The sequence below is a fragment of the Nonomuraea roseoviolacea subsp. carminata genome, assembly GCF_024172185.1.
Classification (GTDB): domain Bacteria; phylum Actinomycetota; class Actinomycetes; order Streptosporangiales; family Streptosporangiaceae; genus Nonomuraea; species Nonomuraea roseoviolacea.
On the sequence record NZ_JAMZEC010000001.1, the window covers coordinates 5,209,606 to 5,226,099 of the forward strand.

The 16,494-nt window shown below is 73.5% G+C and carries 10 protein-coding genes and 1 pseudogene; 2 read left to right on the forward strand and 9 right to left on the reverse strand.

All coding sequences use genetic code 11. The features are described 5' to 3' along the window. Window positions 1-47: 47 nt before the first annotated feature. Window positions 48-509 carry a flavin reductase family protein gene (locus tag HD595_RS24325; RefSeq protein WP_253781289.1) on the forward strand — a complete coding sequence of 154 codons (462 nt, stop codon included), beginning with the start codon at window positions 48-50 and terminating at the stop codon, window positions 507-509. 3 nt (window positions 510-512) lie between these two features. Here HD595_RS24325 and sppA read toward each other — a convergent pair whose 3' ends face one another. The 7 genes and pseudogenes from sppA to HD595_RS47265 form a co-directional block, all read right to left on the reverse strand. Then, a complete protein-coding gene (gene sppA / locus HD595_RS24330) occupies window positions 513-2,210 on the reverse strand; it encodes a signal peptide peptidase SppA (RefSeq protein WP_253772767.1) in 1,698 nt (565 codons plus the stop codon). A 70-nt stretch (window positions 2,211-2,280) separates the two neighbouring features. Then, window positions 2,281-4,251 carry a S8 family peptidase gene (locus HD595_RS24335; RefSeq protein WP_253772769.1) on the reverse strand — a complete coding sequence of 657 codons (1,971 nt, stop codon included), beginning with the start codon at window positions 4,249-4,251 and terminating at the stop codon, window positions 2,281-2,283. A 124-nt stretch (window positions 4,252-4,375) separates the two neighbouring features. Further along, window positions 4,376-6,640: a 1,4-alpha-glucan branching protein GlgB gene (gene glgB / locus HD595_RS24340; RefSeq protein WP_253781291.1), complete on the reverse strand. Its 2,265-nt coding sequence runs from the start codon at window positions 6,638-6,640 to the stop codon at window positions 4,376-4,378. A 117-nt stretch (window positions 6,641-6,757) separates the two neighbouring features. After that, window positions 6,758-7,990: a copper amine oxidase gene (locus HD595_RS24345; protein ID WP_253772771.1), complete on the reverse strand. Its 1,233-nt coding sequence runs from the start codon at window positions 7,988-7,990 to the stop codon at window positions 6,758-6,760. Window position 7,991: 1 nt separating this feature from the next. Next, window positions 7,992-8,660, reverse strand: a complete 669-nt coding sequence (locus tag HD595_RS24350; RefSeq protein WP_253772773.1) for a hypothetical protein — start codon at window positions 8,658-8,660, stop codon at window positions 7,992-7,994. Window positions 8,661-8,862: 202 nt separating this feature from the next. Beyond that, window positions 8,863-10,791 (reverse strand): winged helix-turn-helix domain-containing protein, encoded by a 1,929-nt coding sequence (locus tag HD595_RS47370; protein ID WP_475717758.1) that lies wholly within the window; start codon window positions 10,789-10,791, stop codon window positions 8,863-8,865. 915 nt (window positions 10,792-11,706) lie between these two features. Further along, a pseudogene (locus HD595_RS47265) lies at window positions 11,707-12,504 on the reverse strand (AfsR/SARP family transcriptional regulator); the annotation flags it as partial. Here HD595_RS47265 and HD595_RS24360 point away from each other — a divergent pair. After that, window positions 12,467-13,321, forward strand: a complete 855-nt coding sequence (locus HD595_RS24360) for an NAD(P)-dependent oxidoreductase (RefSeq protein WP_253772777.1) — start codon at window positions 12,467-12,469, stop codon at window positions 13,319-13,321. The pseudogene HD595_RS47265 and the gene HD595_RS24360 sit on opposite strands and share 38 nt — an antisense overlap. Window positions 13,322-13,336: 15 nt before the next feature. Here the strand turns inward: HD595_RS24360 and HD595_RS24365 are convergent, their stop codons facing one another. Together HD595_RS24365 and treS are read right to left on the reverse strand one after the other, a co-directional pair. Further along, entirely contained in the window at window positions 13,337-14,734 is a 1,398-nt protein-coding gene (locus HD595_RS24365; protein ID WP_253772779.1) for a maltokinase N-terminal cap-like domain-containing protein, read from the reverse strand. A gap of 3 nt (window positions 14,735-14,737) precedes the next feature. Then, window positions 14,738-16,438 carry a maltose alpha-D-glucosyltransferase gene (gene treS, locus HD595_RS24370; protein ID WP_175604699.1) on the reverse strand — a complete coding sequence of 567 codons (1,701 nt, stop codon included), beginning with the start codon at window positions 16,436-16,438 and terminating at the stop codon, window positions 14,738-14,740. Window positions 16,439-16,494 lie beyond the last annotated feature (56 nt).

The window sequence follows — 16,494 nt, forward strand, 5'->3', positions numbered from 1 at the left end:
CTCACCGCCACGCGTCTTCGGAGGGGACGTTGGAATTCACGGAGGCGATGGCCCAGCTCGCCGCCGGCGTGTCGGTGGTGACCGTGCGGGACGGGCGTGACGACCTCGGCACCACGGTGTCGGCGGTCATGTCGGTCTCGCTCGACCCGCCGCTCGTCCTGGTCAGCCTGGCCGCTGACGGCTACCTCTGCGAGGTGCTGCTGCGGCAGGACCGGTGGGCGGCCTCGCTCCTGTCAGCAGGCCAGGCCGCGATCGCCAGCCGCTTCGCCGCCGCCGGCCGCCCCAGCGCCCGCCACCTCGTGGCGGGCGTCCCGCACCACCGCGGCCCCCACTCCGACGCGATCGTCGTCGAGAACGGGGTCACCGCCCTGGAGGCCGAGACGACGCAGGTGATACCGGCGGGCGACCACACGCTGTTCCTGGCCCGCGTGCTGGACGTCGCCTACATCACCCCGGCCCTGGCCCCGCTCGTCCGCCTGCGCGGCCGCTACCGCCCCATGGGCGGCTGACACTCAACGGATGGCGTACCACCCGGGCAGGGCCAGCGGACCCGCGGCCGGCAGCCCCAGCTCGGCCGACAGCCGGGCCAGCGGCCCCCACGCGTCGATCCGGACCCGGGCCAGCGCCGCCGCCTTGTCCTCGCTCGACTCCGCCCCGCGCAGCCGCTCCAGCGGGTGGATGCGCGGGTAGATCCGCACCGGGGCGTCCTCGGCCAGGCCCGCCCGCCTGCGCGCCACGGCCAGCGCGTCCTCCAGGCCGCCCAGCTCGTCCACCAGCCCGCGCTCCCGGGCGTCGGCGCCGGTCCAGACCCGGCCCCGGGCCAGCTCGTGGGCGCGTTCGCGGGTCAGGTCGCGCGACTGCGCCACCTTGCCCACGAAGTCGTCGTAGATGCGGTCCAGCCAGGCGTTCACCCGCTCCCACTGCTCGGGCGAGAAGCCGCGCGTGGTGGAGAACATCCCGGCGTTCGCGCCGCCGGCCACCAGCTCGGAGTTGACGCCGATCCGCTCCAGCAGCTCGGACAGGACGGGCTTGCCGCCGAAGACGCCGATCGAGCCGGTCAGGGTCCCCGGCTGGGCGACGATCACGTCGGCGGCCATGGAGACGAAGTAGCCGCCCGAGGCGGCCAGGTCGCCCATCGACACGATGACCGGCTTGACCTTGCGGGTCAGCACCACCTCGCGCCACACGGTGTCGGAGGCCACGTACGAGCCGCCGGGACTGTCCACCCGGAACACGACCGCCTTGACGTGGTCGTCGCGCCGGGCGGCGCGCAGCGCGGCGCTGACCGTGTCGGACCCCATCGCGCCGCCGCCGCCGAGCGGGCTGCGACCGCTGCGGCCCATCCTGATCTGCCCGTGACCCTGGACGAGCGCGACCCCGTCGGCCGTGGGGTTGGGCAGCTTCCGCACGACGGCGGCCCGGGCGTAGCGGGAGACGTACTGCAGGTGCGCCTCGCCGCCGGCGGCCTTCTTGACCTCGTCGTACACCTCGTCGCGGTACGCGAGCCCGTCCACCAGCCCGGCCTCGACCGCCTCGGAGCCGATGAACGGGCCCCGGTCGATCAGCTCGCGCACCTTGGCCGGGTCCAGCCGCCGTCCCTCGGCGATGCCCGCCACGACCTGGTCGACGACGGACTCGACGATCCGCTCCATCGACTCGCGGTGCGGCTCGGTCATGTGGTCCTGGGTGAAGGTGTTGGCGGCGGTCTTGTACTCGTGCCGCTGGCCCATCTCGTACCCGACGCCCAGCTTGCCCAGCGCCCCCTTGACGAAGCGCTGCTCCAGCGCCACGCCGGTCAGCCCGACGTCGCCGCTGGGCTGGAGGTAGACGCGCTCGAAGGCGCTGGCCAGGTAGTAGGGGACGGTGCCGTTGCCGAACTCGCCGTAGGTCTCGGAGAAGGCGACGGTCAGCTTGCCGGAGGCGCGGAAGCGGGTCACGGCCTGCCGCAGCTCCTGGACCACGGCCAGCCCGAGCGGGTTCCCGCCGATCTTCACGACCAGCGCCTTGACCCGGGAGTCGCCGCGCCCGCGCTTGAGTCCGGCGAGCACGTCGGACAGGCGCGGCTTGCGCATGGACAGCACGGCCGACAACGGATCGGTGGGCGGCCCCTCGGTGAGGCCCTCGGTGAGGTCCAGCTCCAGGACAAGCGGGGCGGTGCGCCGCTGACGAAGCTTGTCCACGGTCTCGAAGATCGCCTTGCCTGCGTCCATGAAGCCACCCTAAGCGACACATCTCGGACGTACGCGGCCATCTTCTGGCGAATGGTGGCAACGGGCGGCGCTATTTGGTGAGGGTCCTGGCCGCCTTCCTCAGGGCGGCGGCCTTGGCCCTGGCGCTCAGCCGCACCTTCTCCGCGCCCGCCAGCCTGGCCGTGCCGTTCGTCCCGTGGGCCCAGCTCAGCCAGCCGGCCAGCAGCGCGGCGTCCAGCCGCTGCCGCGCAGTTTTCGACGCCTTCAGCACCCGGTACGCCGTGCCCAGCGACGACGCCTTGGTGATCTCGGGGAACACCTTGCTGCCCTTCTGCACCAGCTTCAGATAGCAGGTGAGGGTCGCGTCGGGGATCGTGCCGCTGGAGCGGTGGACCTCCACGGCCCACTGCTTGGCCGTCAGCCGCCTGGCGGCCTTGCCCCGCGTGCAGACCTGGGCGGGGGTGGAGGCGGTGGTCGGGGTGGGTGTGATCGTCACCGTGACCGTGACCGTGGGCAGCGGGACCGGGCTGGACGACGGCGTGGACGTGGGATCGGGGGTGCCGGCCGTCGGGCCGGGCTCGGGCGCCGGGCCGCCGTCGTCCGTGGGGTCCGGATCGGGGCCGGGCTCGGGCGCGGGGCCGCCGCCCGTCGGGGCGGGGGCCGGCGTCTGGCTGACCGTGGGCTGCGGGCTCGCGCCGCCCAGCGCCGCCAGCACGTCGAGACGCGGCGTGACCACGTCCTTGCCGTTCGCGCGGTACGCGTACGGTCTGCCGGTCGAGGTGAGCTTGGCGATCAGCTGGGTCATCGGCGTGTCCGGCGACCTGGCCTTGAGCAGCGCCAGCGCGCCCGTGACGTGCGGCGTGGCCATGGACGTGCCGCTGTGTACGGCCTTCTGGTCGTCCGGCACCGACGACTCGATGTCCACCCCCGGCGCGAACAGGTCGACCAGCTCGCCCCGGTTGGAGAAGTCGGCGATGGCGTCGTTCCCGTCGTTGGCGCCGACGGCCACGGCCGAGGAGACGCACGCCGGGAAGGAGACGCCGTCGTAGTACTCGTTGCCGGCCGCCACCACGGTCGCGATGTTCCTGGCCAGCAGCGCGTCCACCAGCGGCTTGAAGACCTGGCCCTCCTCGCTGGTGTCGCAGGAGGTGTCGAAGAGCATGCCGCCGAGGCTGAGGTTCACGGCGGCGACGGGCGTGGACAGCTCGGCCACGTGCTCCATGGCCTGCCGCAGCGACGACTCGTAGGCCAGCAGGCAGGACGGCTCGCCGCACACGCTCTCGTCGTCCACCCGGCTGAACACCTGGATGGCCACGATCTTCGCCTCCGGCGCCACCCCGTCGGCGCCCGCGGCGATGCCGGCCACGTGGGTGCCGTGCTCGCACAGGTTCACGCCGGCGGCCAGGCACCTGTCGGTGACGGCGTTCGCCGCGCCCGGCCCGACCATGCTGGTCTCGCCGTTCGGGCAGAGCGACGTGACGCCCTCCTCCACGGCGGAGAAGCACGCCTCCTCCACGACCCGGCCGCCGAACGACGGGTGGTCCAGGTCGATGCCGGTGTCCAGGACGGCCACCGCCTGCCCGTTCCCCTTGAAGCCCTGCGCGTGCGCCCGGTCGGCGCCGATGAGCTGGAGGTTGGACACCTCGGCCGGGGGATAGGCGCGGTCGCGGTGGACGGAGGACACGCGCGGGTCCTCCGCCAGCGCGGCCAGCTCCTCGGCCGTGCCCTCCACGACCATGAACGGCTGCGTCCGCGAGCGCAGCACCACCTCCACGCTCTCCTCGGCCGCCTTGGCGGCGATCGGCTCGCGCTGGGACGCGTCGGTCAGCTCGACGATCGCCCGCGCCCGGCCCTCGCCGAGCGCGAGACCGTCCTCCAGCTTGTCCTCGGGCAGCTTGTCCTCGGGCAGCTTCTCGTCGGGCAGCTTCTCGTCAGGCGGGGTCGTCGGTCGCGCGGAGGTCTCGGAGGAGGGGGCCGGGTCGTCGGCGTACGCCGGGATGACGGGGGTCGCCGTGAGCAGGGCGAGCGTGGTCACCCAGGTGACCAGGGGGCGAAGTCGCACGCGTCCTCCGAGAGGGGGATGATCTCGGAGTTTAAGGTCATTTATCCGGCAAGCCCAGAGACGCACGGGGTTTCTCAGCGAACTCTGGGCGACCTCTCAGCGACGTCCGGCCCTCCGCGGCACCTCAGGACGCGGGCGGCTCCTCGGCGAGCAGCGGCTCCGGCTCCCCGGCCACCGCCGGGACCGCGCCGTCCCCGGCGATCGTGGCCGTCTCGGCGGTCAGTGACGGCTCCTCGGCCTCCGGGGCCTCCCTGCGCAGCCACAACGCGCCCAGCGGCGGCACCCGCAGCCGGGCGGAGTACGGCAGCCCGTGCCACGACTCCTCGGCCGCCTCCACCGTGCCCAGGTTGCCGACCCCGCTGCCCCAGTAGTCGTAGGCGTCCGTGTTGAGCACCTCGGACCACTGCCCGCCGTACGGCAGGCCCAGCCGGTAGTCCTCGTGCGCCGCGCCGCTGAAGTTGGCCACGCACGCCACCGCGGACCCGTCCTCCGCGAAGCGGACGAACGAGAACGTGTTGCCCGGCGCGTCGTCGGCGTCGATCCACCGGAACCCCGACGGGTCGGTGTCCAGCTCCCACAGCGCGGGAGTGTCGCGGTAGAGCGCGTTCAGGTCGCGGACCAGCCGCTGCACGCCCTTGTGCCCGTCGAACTCCAGCACCCACCAGTCGAGCCCGCGCTCCTCCGACCACTCCGAGCCCTGGCCGAACTCGCCGCCCATGAACAGCAACTGCTTGCCCGGATGCGCCCACATGAACGCCAGCAGGGCCCGGAGCTGGGCGAAGCGCTGCCACTCGTCGCCCGGCATCTTGCCGAGGAGCGAGCCCTTGCCGTGGACGACCTCGTCGTGCGACAGCGGCAGCACGTAGTTCTCGGAGTAGGCGTAGATCAGCGAGAACGTCATCTGATGGTGGTGGTACTGCCGGAAGACCGGCTCGTGCCGCAGGTAGGCCAGCGTGTCGTGCATCCAGCCCATGTTCCACTTGAACCCGAACCCCAGGCCGCCCAGGTGCACCGGCCGCGAGACGCCCGGCCAGGCCGTCGACTCCTCGGCCACGGTGGAGATGCCCGGCTCGTCCCGGTAGGCGACGGCGTTCATCTCCTTGAGGAACTCGACGGCGTCGAGGTTCTCGCGCCCGCCGTAGATGTTCGGCGTCCACTCGCCCTCGCGGCGCGAGTAGTCGAGGTACAGCATCGAGGCCACGGCGTCCACCCGCAGCCCGTCGATGTGGAACTCCTTCAGCCAGTACAGCGCGTTGGCCACCAGGAAGTTGCGCACCTCCCTGCGGCCGAAGTCGAAGACGTAGGTGCCCCAGTCGGGGTGGTGGCCGCGCCTGGGGTCGGCGTGCTCGTACAGCGGGGTGCCGTCGAAGCGGGCCAGGGCCCAGTCGTCCATCGGGAAGTGCGCGGGCACCCAGTCCAGCAGCACGCCGATGCCGGCCTGGTGCAGCCGGTCCACCAGGTGACGGAACTCGTCGGGCTTGCCGAACCGCGCCGTCGGCGCGTAGTAGGAGGTCACCTGGTAGCCCCACGACCCGCCGAACGGGTGCTCGGCCACCGGCATCATCTCCACGTGCGTGAAGCCCATGTCCCGCACGTACTCGACGAGCTGGTCGGCCAGCTCCACGTACGACAGACCGGGCCGCCACGAGCCGAGATGCACCTCGTAGACGCTCATCGGGCCGCGCTGCGGCTGCTGCTCACGCCGCCGCGCCATCCACTCGGCGTCGCCCCAGGAGTAGGCGGAATGGTCGACCACCGAGGCGGTCTGCGGCGGCACCTCGGTGCGGCGGGCCATCGGGTCGGCCTTGTCGCGCCACACGCCGTCGGCGCCGAGGATCTGGTACTTGTACCGCTCGCCGGCCCCCACCCCGGGCACGAACAGCTCCCACACCCCGGAGCGGCCCAGCGAGCGCATCGGGTGGGCGGTGCCGTCCCAGTGGTTGAAGTCGCCGACGACCCGGATGCCGCGGGCGTTCGGCGCCCAGACGGCGAACGCCGTGCCGTCCACGTCCTGGTGCCGCATGACGCGCGCCCCGAGGGCCTCCCACAGCCGCTCGTGCCGTCCCTCGCCGATGAGGTGCAGGTCGATCTCGCCGAGCGTGGGCCAGTGCCGGTACGGGTCACGCGCCTCCTGCGGCTCCCCGCCGGGGTACTGGACGCTCAGCGTGTACGCGGGCACCTTGTCCAGGCCCGGCACCGTCACCTCGAACACCCCGTGCGCCTGGTGTTTCAGCTCATGAGCCGTCCCGTCCTCCAGCACCACCCGCACCCGCTCGGCCAGCGGGCGCAGGGTGCGGAACGTCACGCCGCCCGCGACGGGGTGCGCCCCCAGGATCGAATGGGGATCGTGGTGCGCACCGCCCGCGAGGCGGTCGAGCTCTGTCCTCATCGGCATGCTCCCAACCCTGCCCTACGACGACCGTCCATCCCAGCCACTGCCCGCTTTCACGGAGACAATCACCGAAAGTTGGGAATACCTGGTCTATGTCAGGGCACGGGTGGGGCCTCACGGACTGGGGTTCTTCGCCGTGACGTCGCGTGGCAGGACGCGGAAGCCCTGCCAGTGCACCGGCATCGGGTCGGCGTCCTCGTCGCGGGCCACGTGGTGGAAGTCCACGTTGACCCAGACCACCGGATCGGTCAGCCGCTCGCCGCTGACGTAGCGGTCGACGGAGTTACGGCAGCGGGGCAGCGGGTTCTGGGTGGCCAGGCGCTCGCACGCGTGGTACTGCGTGACGTACAGGTCGGCCCGGGTGAACGCCTCGTCGGCCGGGCCGCGGTACTCGGCGCTGTCGGAGTTGTCGATCTCCCAGGAGATCGGGTGCCGGTCGGCGTTGAGCGCCCTGGGGTCGAGCACCCGCCACCAGCGCATGCGCCGGTTGACCGCCCTGGTCTCGGTGGCGAAGCGGGTGCGCACCATGAACCGGCGCTTCGTGCCGGTGCCCGCGAAGTCGTACTGCTCCACGGCGTCGCGGGTGGCGGCGTCGACGTCGAAGTCGAGCCGCCAGAAGACGTTGTGGCTGTGCGACTCCTCGAAGTGCCGCCGCCCGACGCCGATCGGCCAGCCGTGGCCGGGCGTGGTGACCGTGCCGGCCAGCGAGCCCGTGGCGCCGAGGCGCGGCGTGATGGAGCCGTCGTCGCCGAACACCCACTCCGCGACGTAGGCGTACCAGCCCACCTGGTAGCCCGACAGCACCACCAGCTCCTCGCCCTGCCGCGACCTGCGGGCCTCCTCGTCGCCGAAGCCGTCCTTGAGGTGGGCGTGGCCGCGCGCCCTGGTGGTGACGCACACGTACGTGCCGCGCCGCTCCCCGCCGGGGCAGTCGGCCGCGGTCAGCGCGATGGCCGACTCGCCGAGCGAGCCGAGGTCGTGGTAGCGCGGCTCGCCGCTGTCGTACGGCACGTGGATCTGCGCGAGCGCCGCGCTGCGCAGCACGTTCTGCGGGGCGCCGCCCCTCGGGGTGTAGACGACGTGGTTCAGCGTCAGGCCCTCGATGGTGCGCATCTCCCAGCACATCCGCCAGCGCGCGCCGTTCGGCAGCGCCTGGTCGACGAGGTACGGCGAGCCGCACGCAGCCGCGCCGCCCGTCGGCGCGGTGCGGACGCTTCCGGCCGGTGCGGCGTTTCCGGCCGGTGCGGCGGGGCGGGCGCCGGACGCCGCGGCGAGGGTGGCGCGGGGGGCCGGGGTGGCGTGGGCGGCGGCGATGACGAAGGCCGCGAGGGCGATACGGAGGAACACCTCACCACTCCAGGATGTGAACCTTCTTGGCGGACAGGTCGGCGACGACACGGCTCGTGTCCAGGAACGTGCCGTCGGGCAGCCGGACGAACAGCCGGACGCACCGGTGCTCGGCGCAGTCGCCGCGCGGGGCCGTGTAGATCAGTCCCCGCAGCCACAGGTCGGCCGTGGAGCGCAGCGGCTTGCCGGCGGCGCGCTGGTAGGCGGCCCGCATGCCCTCGCCGAGCCGCGGGTGCGCGAGGATCAGCTCGGCGGCGCGGGTCTCCTCGCGCTTGGACGGAGGAGGCTGGGTGCCCGTGCCGGAGACCTCGCGCACCACCTTGCCGCGGGCGAGATCCACGGTGCGGACGGTCAGCGTGTCGGTGCCGTAGTCGTAGACGTACGCCTCGGCCCGCCGGGCGCCCTCGTCGCTCTTGCCGTCGTCGCGCTCGACGTACAGCAGCTCGGCCCGGCCCGCGGCGAAGTGCGCCCGCGGGCCCGCGTCGGTGGCGATGTCGCCCGCCCGCCGGATCTCGTCCGGGGTGAGCGGGTCGCCGGGCGCGGGGGAGACCGCGGCGGGCAGCTCGGCCCGCGCGGAGGGCGGCCCGCCGTCGCCGGGCAGCAGCAGGACGGCGGCGGTGATCGTCGCGACCGCCCCCGCCGAGACCGCGAGCATCATCACGCCCCGCATGTCGGGCTCCTTTACTCTTCGTTTACGAGCACCTGCGAAGAGTAGTCGCCCCGGGCGTGGCGCGCGGGGGAACGGCGATATTCGCCCCCGGCGTCATGCGCGTCCCGAACGCGCCGCGCCGCTCACAGGCATCCGGCGAGGACGACGCCCGCGCCGCGGCTCACACGGGTGCGGGGACGAGGCCGTCGAGAGGGGAGGCGGCTCACGCGGGTTGGGGGACGAGGCCGTCGAGAGGGGAGGCGGCGCCCAGTGCGAGGGCCGCCGCGAAGGCGGTGCCGCCGAGGGCGGCGCGGGCTGCGGCCGTGACGCGGTCCACGTCTCCCCGCTCGGCGGGCGGCAGCGGCGCCCCCGCCGAGTCGCGCAGCGCGGCGGCCTTGCCGAGCAGCCGTGCCGCCTCCGCGTGCTCCCCGGCGAGGGCGCGGGCGCCCGCCAGCCCCTCCAGCGCGAGCGCGACGGCGCGCGGGTCGCCGACGTGCCGCGCCCTCGCGAGCGCGCCGAGCTGGAGCTCCCGAGCGGCGGCCGCGTCTCCGCGCAGCTCGGCGACGAAGCCCAGCTCGGCCAGGATCAGCGCCTCGCCGGGCGCCCCGGACACCTCGCGCACCCAGCCGATCCACTTGCGCAGCAGCCGGTCCGCCTCGTCCAGCCGGCCCTGCCTGCGCGCCCCGAGCGCCAGCCCGACCTCGGCGAACTGCTCCGCGGGCCGGTTGGACTGCGACACGGCCAGCGCCCTGGCCCGCTCGTGGTGCTCCTCCGCCGCCGCGTGGTCGCCGGTCAGCATGGCGATCCGGCCCAGCCGCGACAGCGCGTCGCACGCCGCGCCCCACAGGCCCAGCTCCTCGGCCATCCGCAGCCCGTCGCGCCGCAGCGCCGCGGCGCGCCCGTAGTCGCCGGTGATCTCGGCGAGGGTGCCGAGGCTCTCGGCGGCCCGCATCTCGCCCCACCTGTCGCCGCTCTCCTGGAAGAGCGCCAGCGCCCGCTCGCCGTCGCGCCGCAGCGCCGCGAGGTCGCCGCGCATGCCCGCCCATCTGGCCCGTACGCTCAGCGCGGCGGCCGTGCCCCACCGGTCGTCCAGGGCCTCACAGGCGGTCAGCGCCGACTCGACCAGCTCCATGCCGGCCGCCAGGTCGTCGTAGCCGAACAGCGCGAGACCCGCGAACCAGCGCGCCCTGGCCCTGGCCACCGGGTCCTCGACCGCCTCGAACAGGGTGGTGTCCAGCGGGACGGGCCGCCCGGCCAGGCCCTCCAGCCCGTGCAGCCACAGCCGCGCCCGGGCCGCCCCGGGGGTGTCCGGCGCCGCCACGGACAGCGCGGCCTCCAGGGCGCGGCGGCCCTCGCCCAGCCTGCCGCGCAGCACCCAGTACCAGGCCAGCGCGTTCACCAGCCGTACCGCCTCGCCGGCCGCGCCGAGCCGTACGGCGTGGTCGATCGCCGCGCGGACGTTGGCGCGCTCGGCGTCGAGCAGGGTGAGGACGCGGCGCTGCTCGTGCCCGTACAGGGACGGCTCGGCGCGTTCGGCGAGGCCGGCGTGGTGGCGCACGTGCCGCATCCGGACGGCGTCCAGCTCGCCCGCCTCGGCCAGCCGTTCCAGGCAGTACGCCGCCACCGACTCCAGCAGCCGGTACCGGCCGTCCGCCGACCGCACCACGAGCGAGCGGTCCACCAGCAGGGACAGCGGGCCGAGCACGTCCAGGCCGGGCTCCCCGCAGACCGCCTCGGCGGCCTCCAGCGTGCAGCCGCCGGCGTGGACCGCGAGCCGCCGCAGCACCAGCCGCTCCTCCTCGCCGAGCAGCTCCCAGCTCCAGTCGATCACGGCGCGGAGGGTCCGCTGGCGGGCCGGGGCGCCGCGCAGCCCGGGGGCCAGCACGCGGAACCGGTCGTCGAGTCGGTCGGCGAGCCCCCGGGGCGTGAGGGCGCGCAGCCGGGTGGCGGCCAGCTCCAGGGCCAGCGGGATGCCGTCGAGCCGCACGCAGATCTCCACGAGCGCGCTCCGCTCGTCATCGGCGTAGTCGGCGTCGGCGGCGTCGTTCGGGTCGTTCGGATCGTTCGGGGCGTCCGCGTCGTCCGGGTCGTCGGCGGAGTGCGCGGCGGTGGTGGCGGTGGCGGTGGTGGCGTCCATGGCGGTGGCGGGCATGCCCGCGCGGGAGGTCAGCAGTTCGACCGCGGCCGCCACGCTCAGGGGCGGGACGCTCCACAGCGCCTCGCCCGGCACGCGCAGGGACTCCCGGCTGGTGGCGAGGATCCGCAGCCCGGGGACGGCCCGCAACAGCCGCCCGGCGAGCGCGGCGACCTCCTCCACCACGTGCTCGCAGTTGTCCAGCACGAGCAGCGTCTCCCCGGCGCCGGCCCCTGAGCGCAGGGCCGCGGCCAGCCGGTCCGCCAGCGATCCGGGGACGTCGTCCCGCAGCCCCAGCGCGCCCGCCACGGCCTCGGCCACCTCGGCGGGCGCGGACGCGGCCAGCTCGACCATCCACACACCGCCAGGGAACGGCCGTCCCGGGGCCGCCGCCACCTCCAGCGCCAGCCGCGTCTTGCCGACGCCGCCCGGCCCGGTGAGCGTGACCAGCCGGTTCGCGCGCAGCAGGCCGCGCACCTCCGCCACCGCCTCGGCCCTGCCCACCAGCGAGGACAACGGTGCGGGCAGCCCGCCCACGGGGGAGAGCGGCGAAGCGCCCTCGGAGACGCCGGGGGAGCGGGGGACTCCGAGGTCGGACCGGGCGCCCTGGTGTTCGCGGATCTCCTGGGTCATGGCGCCCGCTGAGGACCGCGGGGTCTCCGAAATCGCGCTTCCAGAGGGCGGCATGGTCTCCGGAGTCGTGGCGCTTCGTGAGGGCGGTGTGGTCCTTGGGGTCGGCGCGATGTCGGCGGGTGGCCGCGTCTCCCGGGTGGGCGCGATGTCGGCGGGTGGCCGCGTCTCCCGGGTGGGCGCGATGTCGGCGGGTGGCCGCGTCTCCCGGGTGGGTGCGATGTCAAGGGACGGGTCGTGGCGCAGGATCGCCTGGTGCAAGGCCACCAGCTCCGGCCCCGGGTCGGCGCCCAGCTCCTCCGCCAGCCGGGTGCGCAGGTCGGCGTAGCTCGCCAGCGCCTCGCCCTGCCGTCCCGCCCCGTACAGGGCGCGCAGGTGGAGGGCCCGCAGCCGCTCGCGCAGCGGGTGCTCGGTGACGACGCCCGCGAGGTCGGCCGCCACGGGACCGTGCTCGCCGAGCGCGAGCCGCGCCGCCGCCAGCTCCTCCAGGGCCACCAGCCGCAGCTCGTCCAGCCGGACGGTCTCGGCGCGGGTGAACTCCTCGTCGCGGTACCCGGCGTAGGCGGGGCCCCGCCACAGGCCCAGCGCCTCGTCCAGCTTCGCCCGCCGGCCGCGCGGGTCGTCGTCCTGGCGGGCGCGGCCCAGCAGGTCCTCGAACCGGTCGGCGTCCACCTCGCGCGCCGGGCCGGTCTTCAGGACGTAGCCGCGCGCCTGGTGGACGATCAGCTCCCGGTCGCCGAGAACCCGGCGTAGCTGCGACACCTTGACCCGCAGCGCCGCGGGCGCCCCGGCGGGCGGCTGTCCGCCCCACAGGTCGAGGACGAGCCGGTCGGTGGAGACGGGCGTGCCGCGGTGGGCCAGCAGGTCGGCCAGGAGCGCGCGGACCTTCGCCTCCGGCACCCGGACGGGCTCGCCGCCGGGCGTCCACACCGCCAGGGGCCCCAGCACCCCGAACCGCATCAGCCCCCCATAACGCTTCCCGAACGCGACCATAACCCTGGCCCGGCACCGTGGATTCCCGTCCCCCCACCTGTCCCGTCCCACAACCTTAGGAACACTCGACATGTCGGAGAACATCGCGGTGCTCGGGCTCGGCCTCATGGGCACGGCCCTGGCCGAGACCCTGCTGGCGGCCGGTCACCGCGTCACGGTCTGGAACCGCTCGTCCGCCAAGGCCGACGCCCTGGTCGCCAAGGGCGCCACCCGTGCCGCCACCGCCGCCGAGGCCGTCGCCGCCGCCCCGCTGACCATCGTCTGCGTGCTCGACTACGAGGCCGCCCGCGCGGTCCTGGACGGCGCCGACCTGGCCGGCCGTACGGTGCTGAACCTCACCAACGGCCGCCCGGCCGAGGCCCGCGCGACCGGCGAATGGGTGAACGGGCGCGGCGGCGACTACCTGGACGGCGGCATCATGGCCGTCCCGTACATGATCGGGCGGCCCGGCGCGCTGATCCTCTACAGCGGCCCGCGCGACGTCTTCGACCGCCACGAGGCGACGCTCAAGCCGCTGGCCGAGCCGCGCCACCTGGGCGAGGACCCGGGCCTGGCCCCGCTGTACGACCTGGCCCTGCTGACCGGCATGTACGGCCAGATCGCCGGGTTCCTGGAGGCGGCGGCGCTGATCGCCGCCGAGGGGCGGCCGGTGCGCGAGTTCACCGAGACGCTGCTCGTGCCGTGGCTGCACGCGATGGCCTCGGCCCAGCCGCGCTGGGCCGAGGACATGGAGCGGGGCGACTACGCCACCGAGGTCTCCAACCTGGAGGTCAACCGGGTGGGCCTGGGCAACCTGGTGATCGCGTTCGAGGAGCAGGGGGTCAAGCCCGACCTGCTCCTGCCGATGAAGGAGATCGTGGAGCGCCGGGTGGCCCGCGGGCACGGCGCCGAGGGTCTGCCCGGCCTGATCGAGGAGCTGCGCTGACGCCGGGGGAGCGGGTCAGAGGCCGGTGCGGCGGAAGGCGGCCAGCGGGATGCCGACCCACGCGGGCCGGTTGCGCGCCTCGTAGACCACCTCGTACACCGCCTTGGCCATCTCGAACGCCTTGAGCAGGGCCGCGTCGGCCGGCGAGACGGCCCCGCCGCCGTCGGCGTAGCCGTCGAGGAACGCGGCCCGGTTGCGCGCCGCCCAGTCCTCGGCCCGCGGCTCCAGCGACGCGGCGTCGGGCCGGTCGGCCAGCAGGTGCCGGGCGGCGTAGTCGAACGAGCGCAGCATGCCCGCCACGTCGCGCAGCGGCGACGACAGTGCCCGGCGCTCGGCCAGCGGCTGCCCCGGCTCGCCCTCGAAGTCGAGCACCACCCAGTCGGTGTTGGTGCGCATCACCTGGCCGAGGTGGTAGTCGCCGTGGACCCGCTGCACGGGCACCTCGGCGGTCAGCTCCTCGACCCGGTGGTAGACGGCCTCGATCGCGCCGACGTGCTCGCGCAGCTCGGGCACCTCGGCGACGGCCCGGGCGAGCCGCCGCCTGAAGCCCTCGGCCATCCGCTTGACCTCGGGGACCTCGATCACGTCGGTGGGGAACGCCTCGGCCAGCTCGTGGTGGACGCGCGCGGTGGCGCAGCCGAGCCGGAACGCCTCGCCGGCGAAGTCGCCGCCCGCGTCCGCGGCGCCGACGGCCGCGGGCTCGCCGTAGCCGTCCTCGAAGGGCATGGCGTAGAGGTCGCGGACGCTGGCGAGCGCGAGGTCCCAGCCGTCGTTGGAGTTGGACAGGAACTCCTGCGTGATCGCCAGCGTGGTCGGCGTGCCGTCGAGGTCGGTCTCGACCCATCCGTACGGCTGGGCGATGTGCGGGGCGCGCCGCTCGGCCAGCGCGGTGATGATCTCCAGTTCGGGGTTGACGCCGGGGACGAGCCGCCGGAACAGCTTGCAGATGTACGCGTCGCCGTACACGAGCGAGGTGTTGGACTGCTCGGCGCCGAGCACGAGGCTGCGCAGGGAGGTGTCGATCTCGACGTCCGGGAGGTGGCGGAAGCGCACCGTCCCCCAGTCGCAGTCGCGGCCCATGCATTCGAGCAGCCACGGGGTCAGCTCGACGTCGTGGACGGCGTCGTAGGCGTACCACTCGTCGCGGGCGGGCCCGTCCGCGAAGGAGTACGGGCCGTGCAGGCCGATCAGCGCGTGCTTGAGCCGGTCGGGCAGGTCGGAGCGCAGGCCGAGGAGCACCTGGTAGCGGTCACGTGTGCCGTCCTGCCAGACCGACACCACGAGGTGGCGCAGGCCGGGGTCGCCGGCCTCGATCGTGGCGTCGGAGTCGATCGACACTCTGTCGATCGGGCGCCCCTTGCCGCCGAACCATCGTTGACGTCCGATCCATGCGGCAAGGAGCTCCTCAAGCACGTCTCATTCCTCCTGGGTGGCTGCCGGCGGGAGGGTGAACCAGTAGAACCCATGCCCCGGAAGCGTCAAAAGATACGGAAGCTCGCCAATTGGTGGGAACGGGACTCCGCCCATCGTCTCCACCGGGGACACCCCGACGAACCTCCGCAGGTCCAGCTCCACCGGCTGGGGGAAGCGGGAGAGGTTGTTGACGCACAGCATCCGGTCGTCGCCCAGCTCGCGGACGAACGCGAGGACGCTCGGGTTGGAGGAGTTGAGCTCGATGAACTCGCCGAGCCCGAACACCGGGTGGCGCTTGCGGATCTCGATCATGCGGCGGGTCCAGTGCAGCAGCGAGCCGGCGTTCTTCTGCTGCGCCTCGACGTTGAGGCCCTGGTAGCCGTAGATCGGGTCCATGATCACCGGCAGGTAGAGCCGGCCGGGGTCGCAGTCGGAGAACCCGGCGTTGCGGTCGGGGTCCCACTGCATGGGGGTGCGCACGCCGTCGCGGTCGCCCAGCCAGATGTTGTCGCCCATGCCGATCTCGTCGCCGTAGTAGAGCACCGGCGAGCCGGGCAGCGACAGGAGCAGCGCGGTGAACAGCTCGATCTGGTTGCGGTCGTTCTCCAGCAGCGGCGCCAGGCGCCGGCGGATGCCGACGTTGGCGCGCATGCGCGGGTCCTTGGCGTACTCGGCGTACATGTAGTCGCGTTCCTCGTCCGTCACCATCTCGAGCGTCAGCTCGTCGTGGTTGCGGAGGAAGATGCCCCACTGGCAGTTCTCGGGGATCTTGGGGGTCTGGGCCAGGATCTCGGAGATGGGGTAGCGCGACTCCCTGCGCACGGCCATGAAGATGCGCGGCATCAGCGGGAAGTGGAACGCCATGTGGCACTCGTCGCCGCCGCCGACCGGGTCGCCGAAGTAGTCCACCACGTCCGAGGGCCACTGGTTGGCCTCGGCCAGCAGGACGCTGTCGGGGTAGAGCCGGTCCACCTCGGCGCGCACCCGCTTGAGGTACTGGTGGGTCTTCGGCAGGTTCTCGCAGTTGGTGCCCTCCTCCTCGAACAGGTAGGGCACCGCGTCCAGCCGGAACCCGTCGATGCCGAGGTCGAGCCAGAAGCGCAGGACCTCCAGCATGGCGTCCTGCACGGCCGGGTTCTCGTAGTTGAGGTCGGGCTGGTGGTGGAAGAACCGGTGCCAGTAGTACTGGCCGCGCACCGGGTCGTAGGTCCAGTTGGACGTCTCGGTGTCGATGAAGATGATCCGGGCGTCGGCGTAGGCCGTGTCGGTGTCGGACCAGACGTAGAAGTCGCCGAACGGGCCCTCGGGGTCGTGCCGGGACGCCTGGAACCAGGGGTGGGCGTCGCTGGTGTGGTTCATGACGAGGTCGGCGATGACGCGCATGCCCCGCTTGTGGGCCTCGTCGACCAGCTTCACGAAGTCCCCCAGGTCTCCGAACTCGGGGAGGATCTTCATGAAGTCGGCGATGTCGTAGCCGCCGTCACGCAGCGGCGACTCGTAGAGCGGCAGCAGCCACAGGCAGTCGACGCCGAGCCACTGGAGGTAGTCCAGCTTGCCGATCAGGCCCTTGATGTCGCCGGTGCCGTCTCCGTTGGAATCGGAGAAACCCCTGATCAGGACCTCGTAGAAGACCGCGCGCTTGTACCAGTACGGATCGCGAGGCTTCTCCTCGTCGAAGGGGTTGGGTATGGGTGTGGAGCTCATGAGCCCTCCTTCGATGGGCCCATGAGGGAGGCGCTAACACACACGTTGAAGACTCC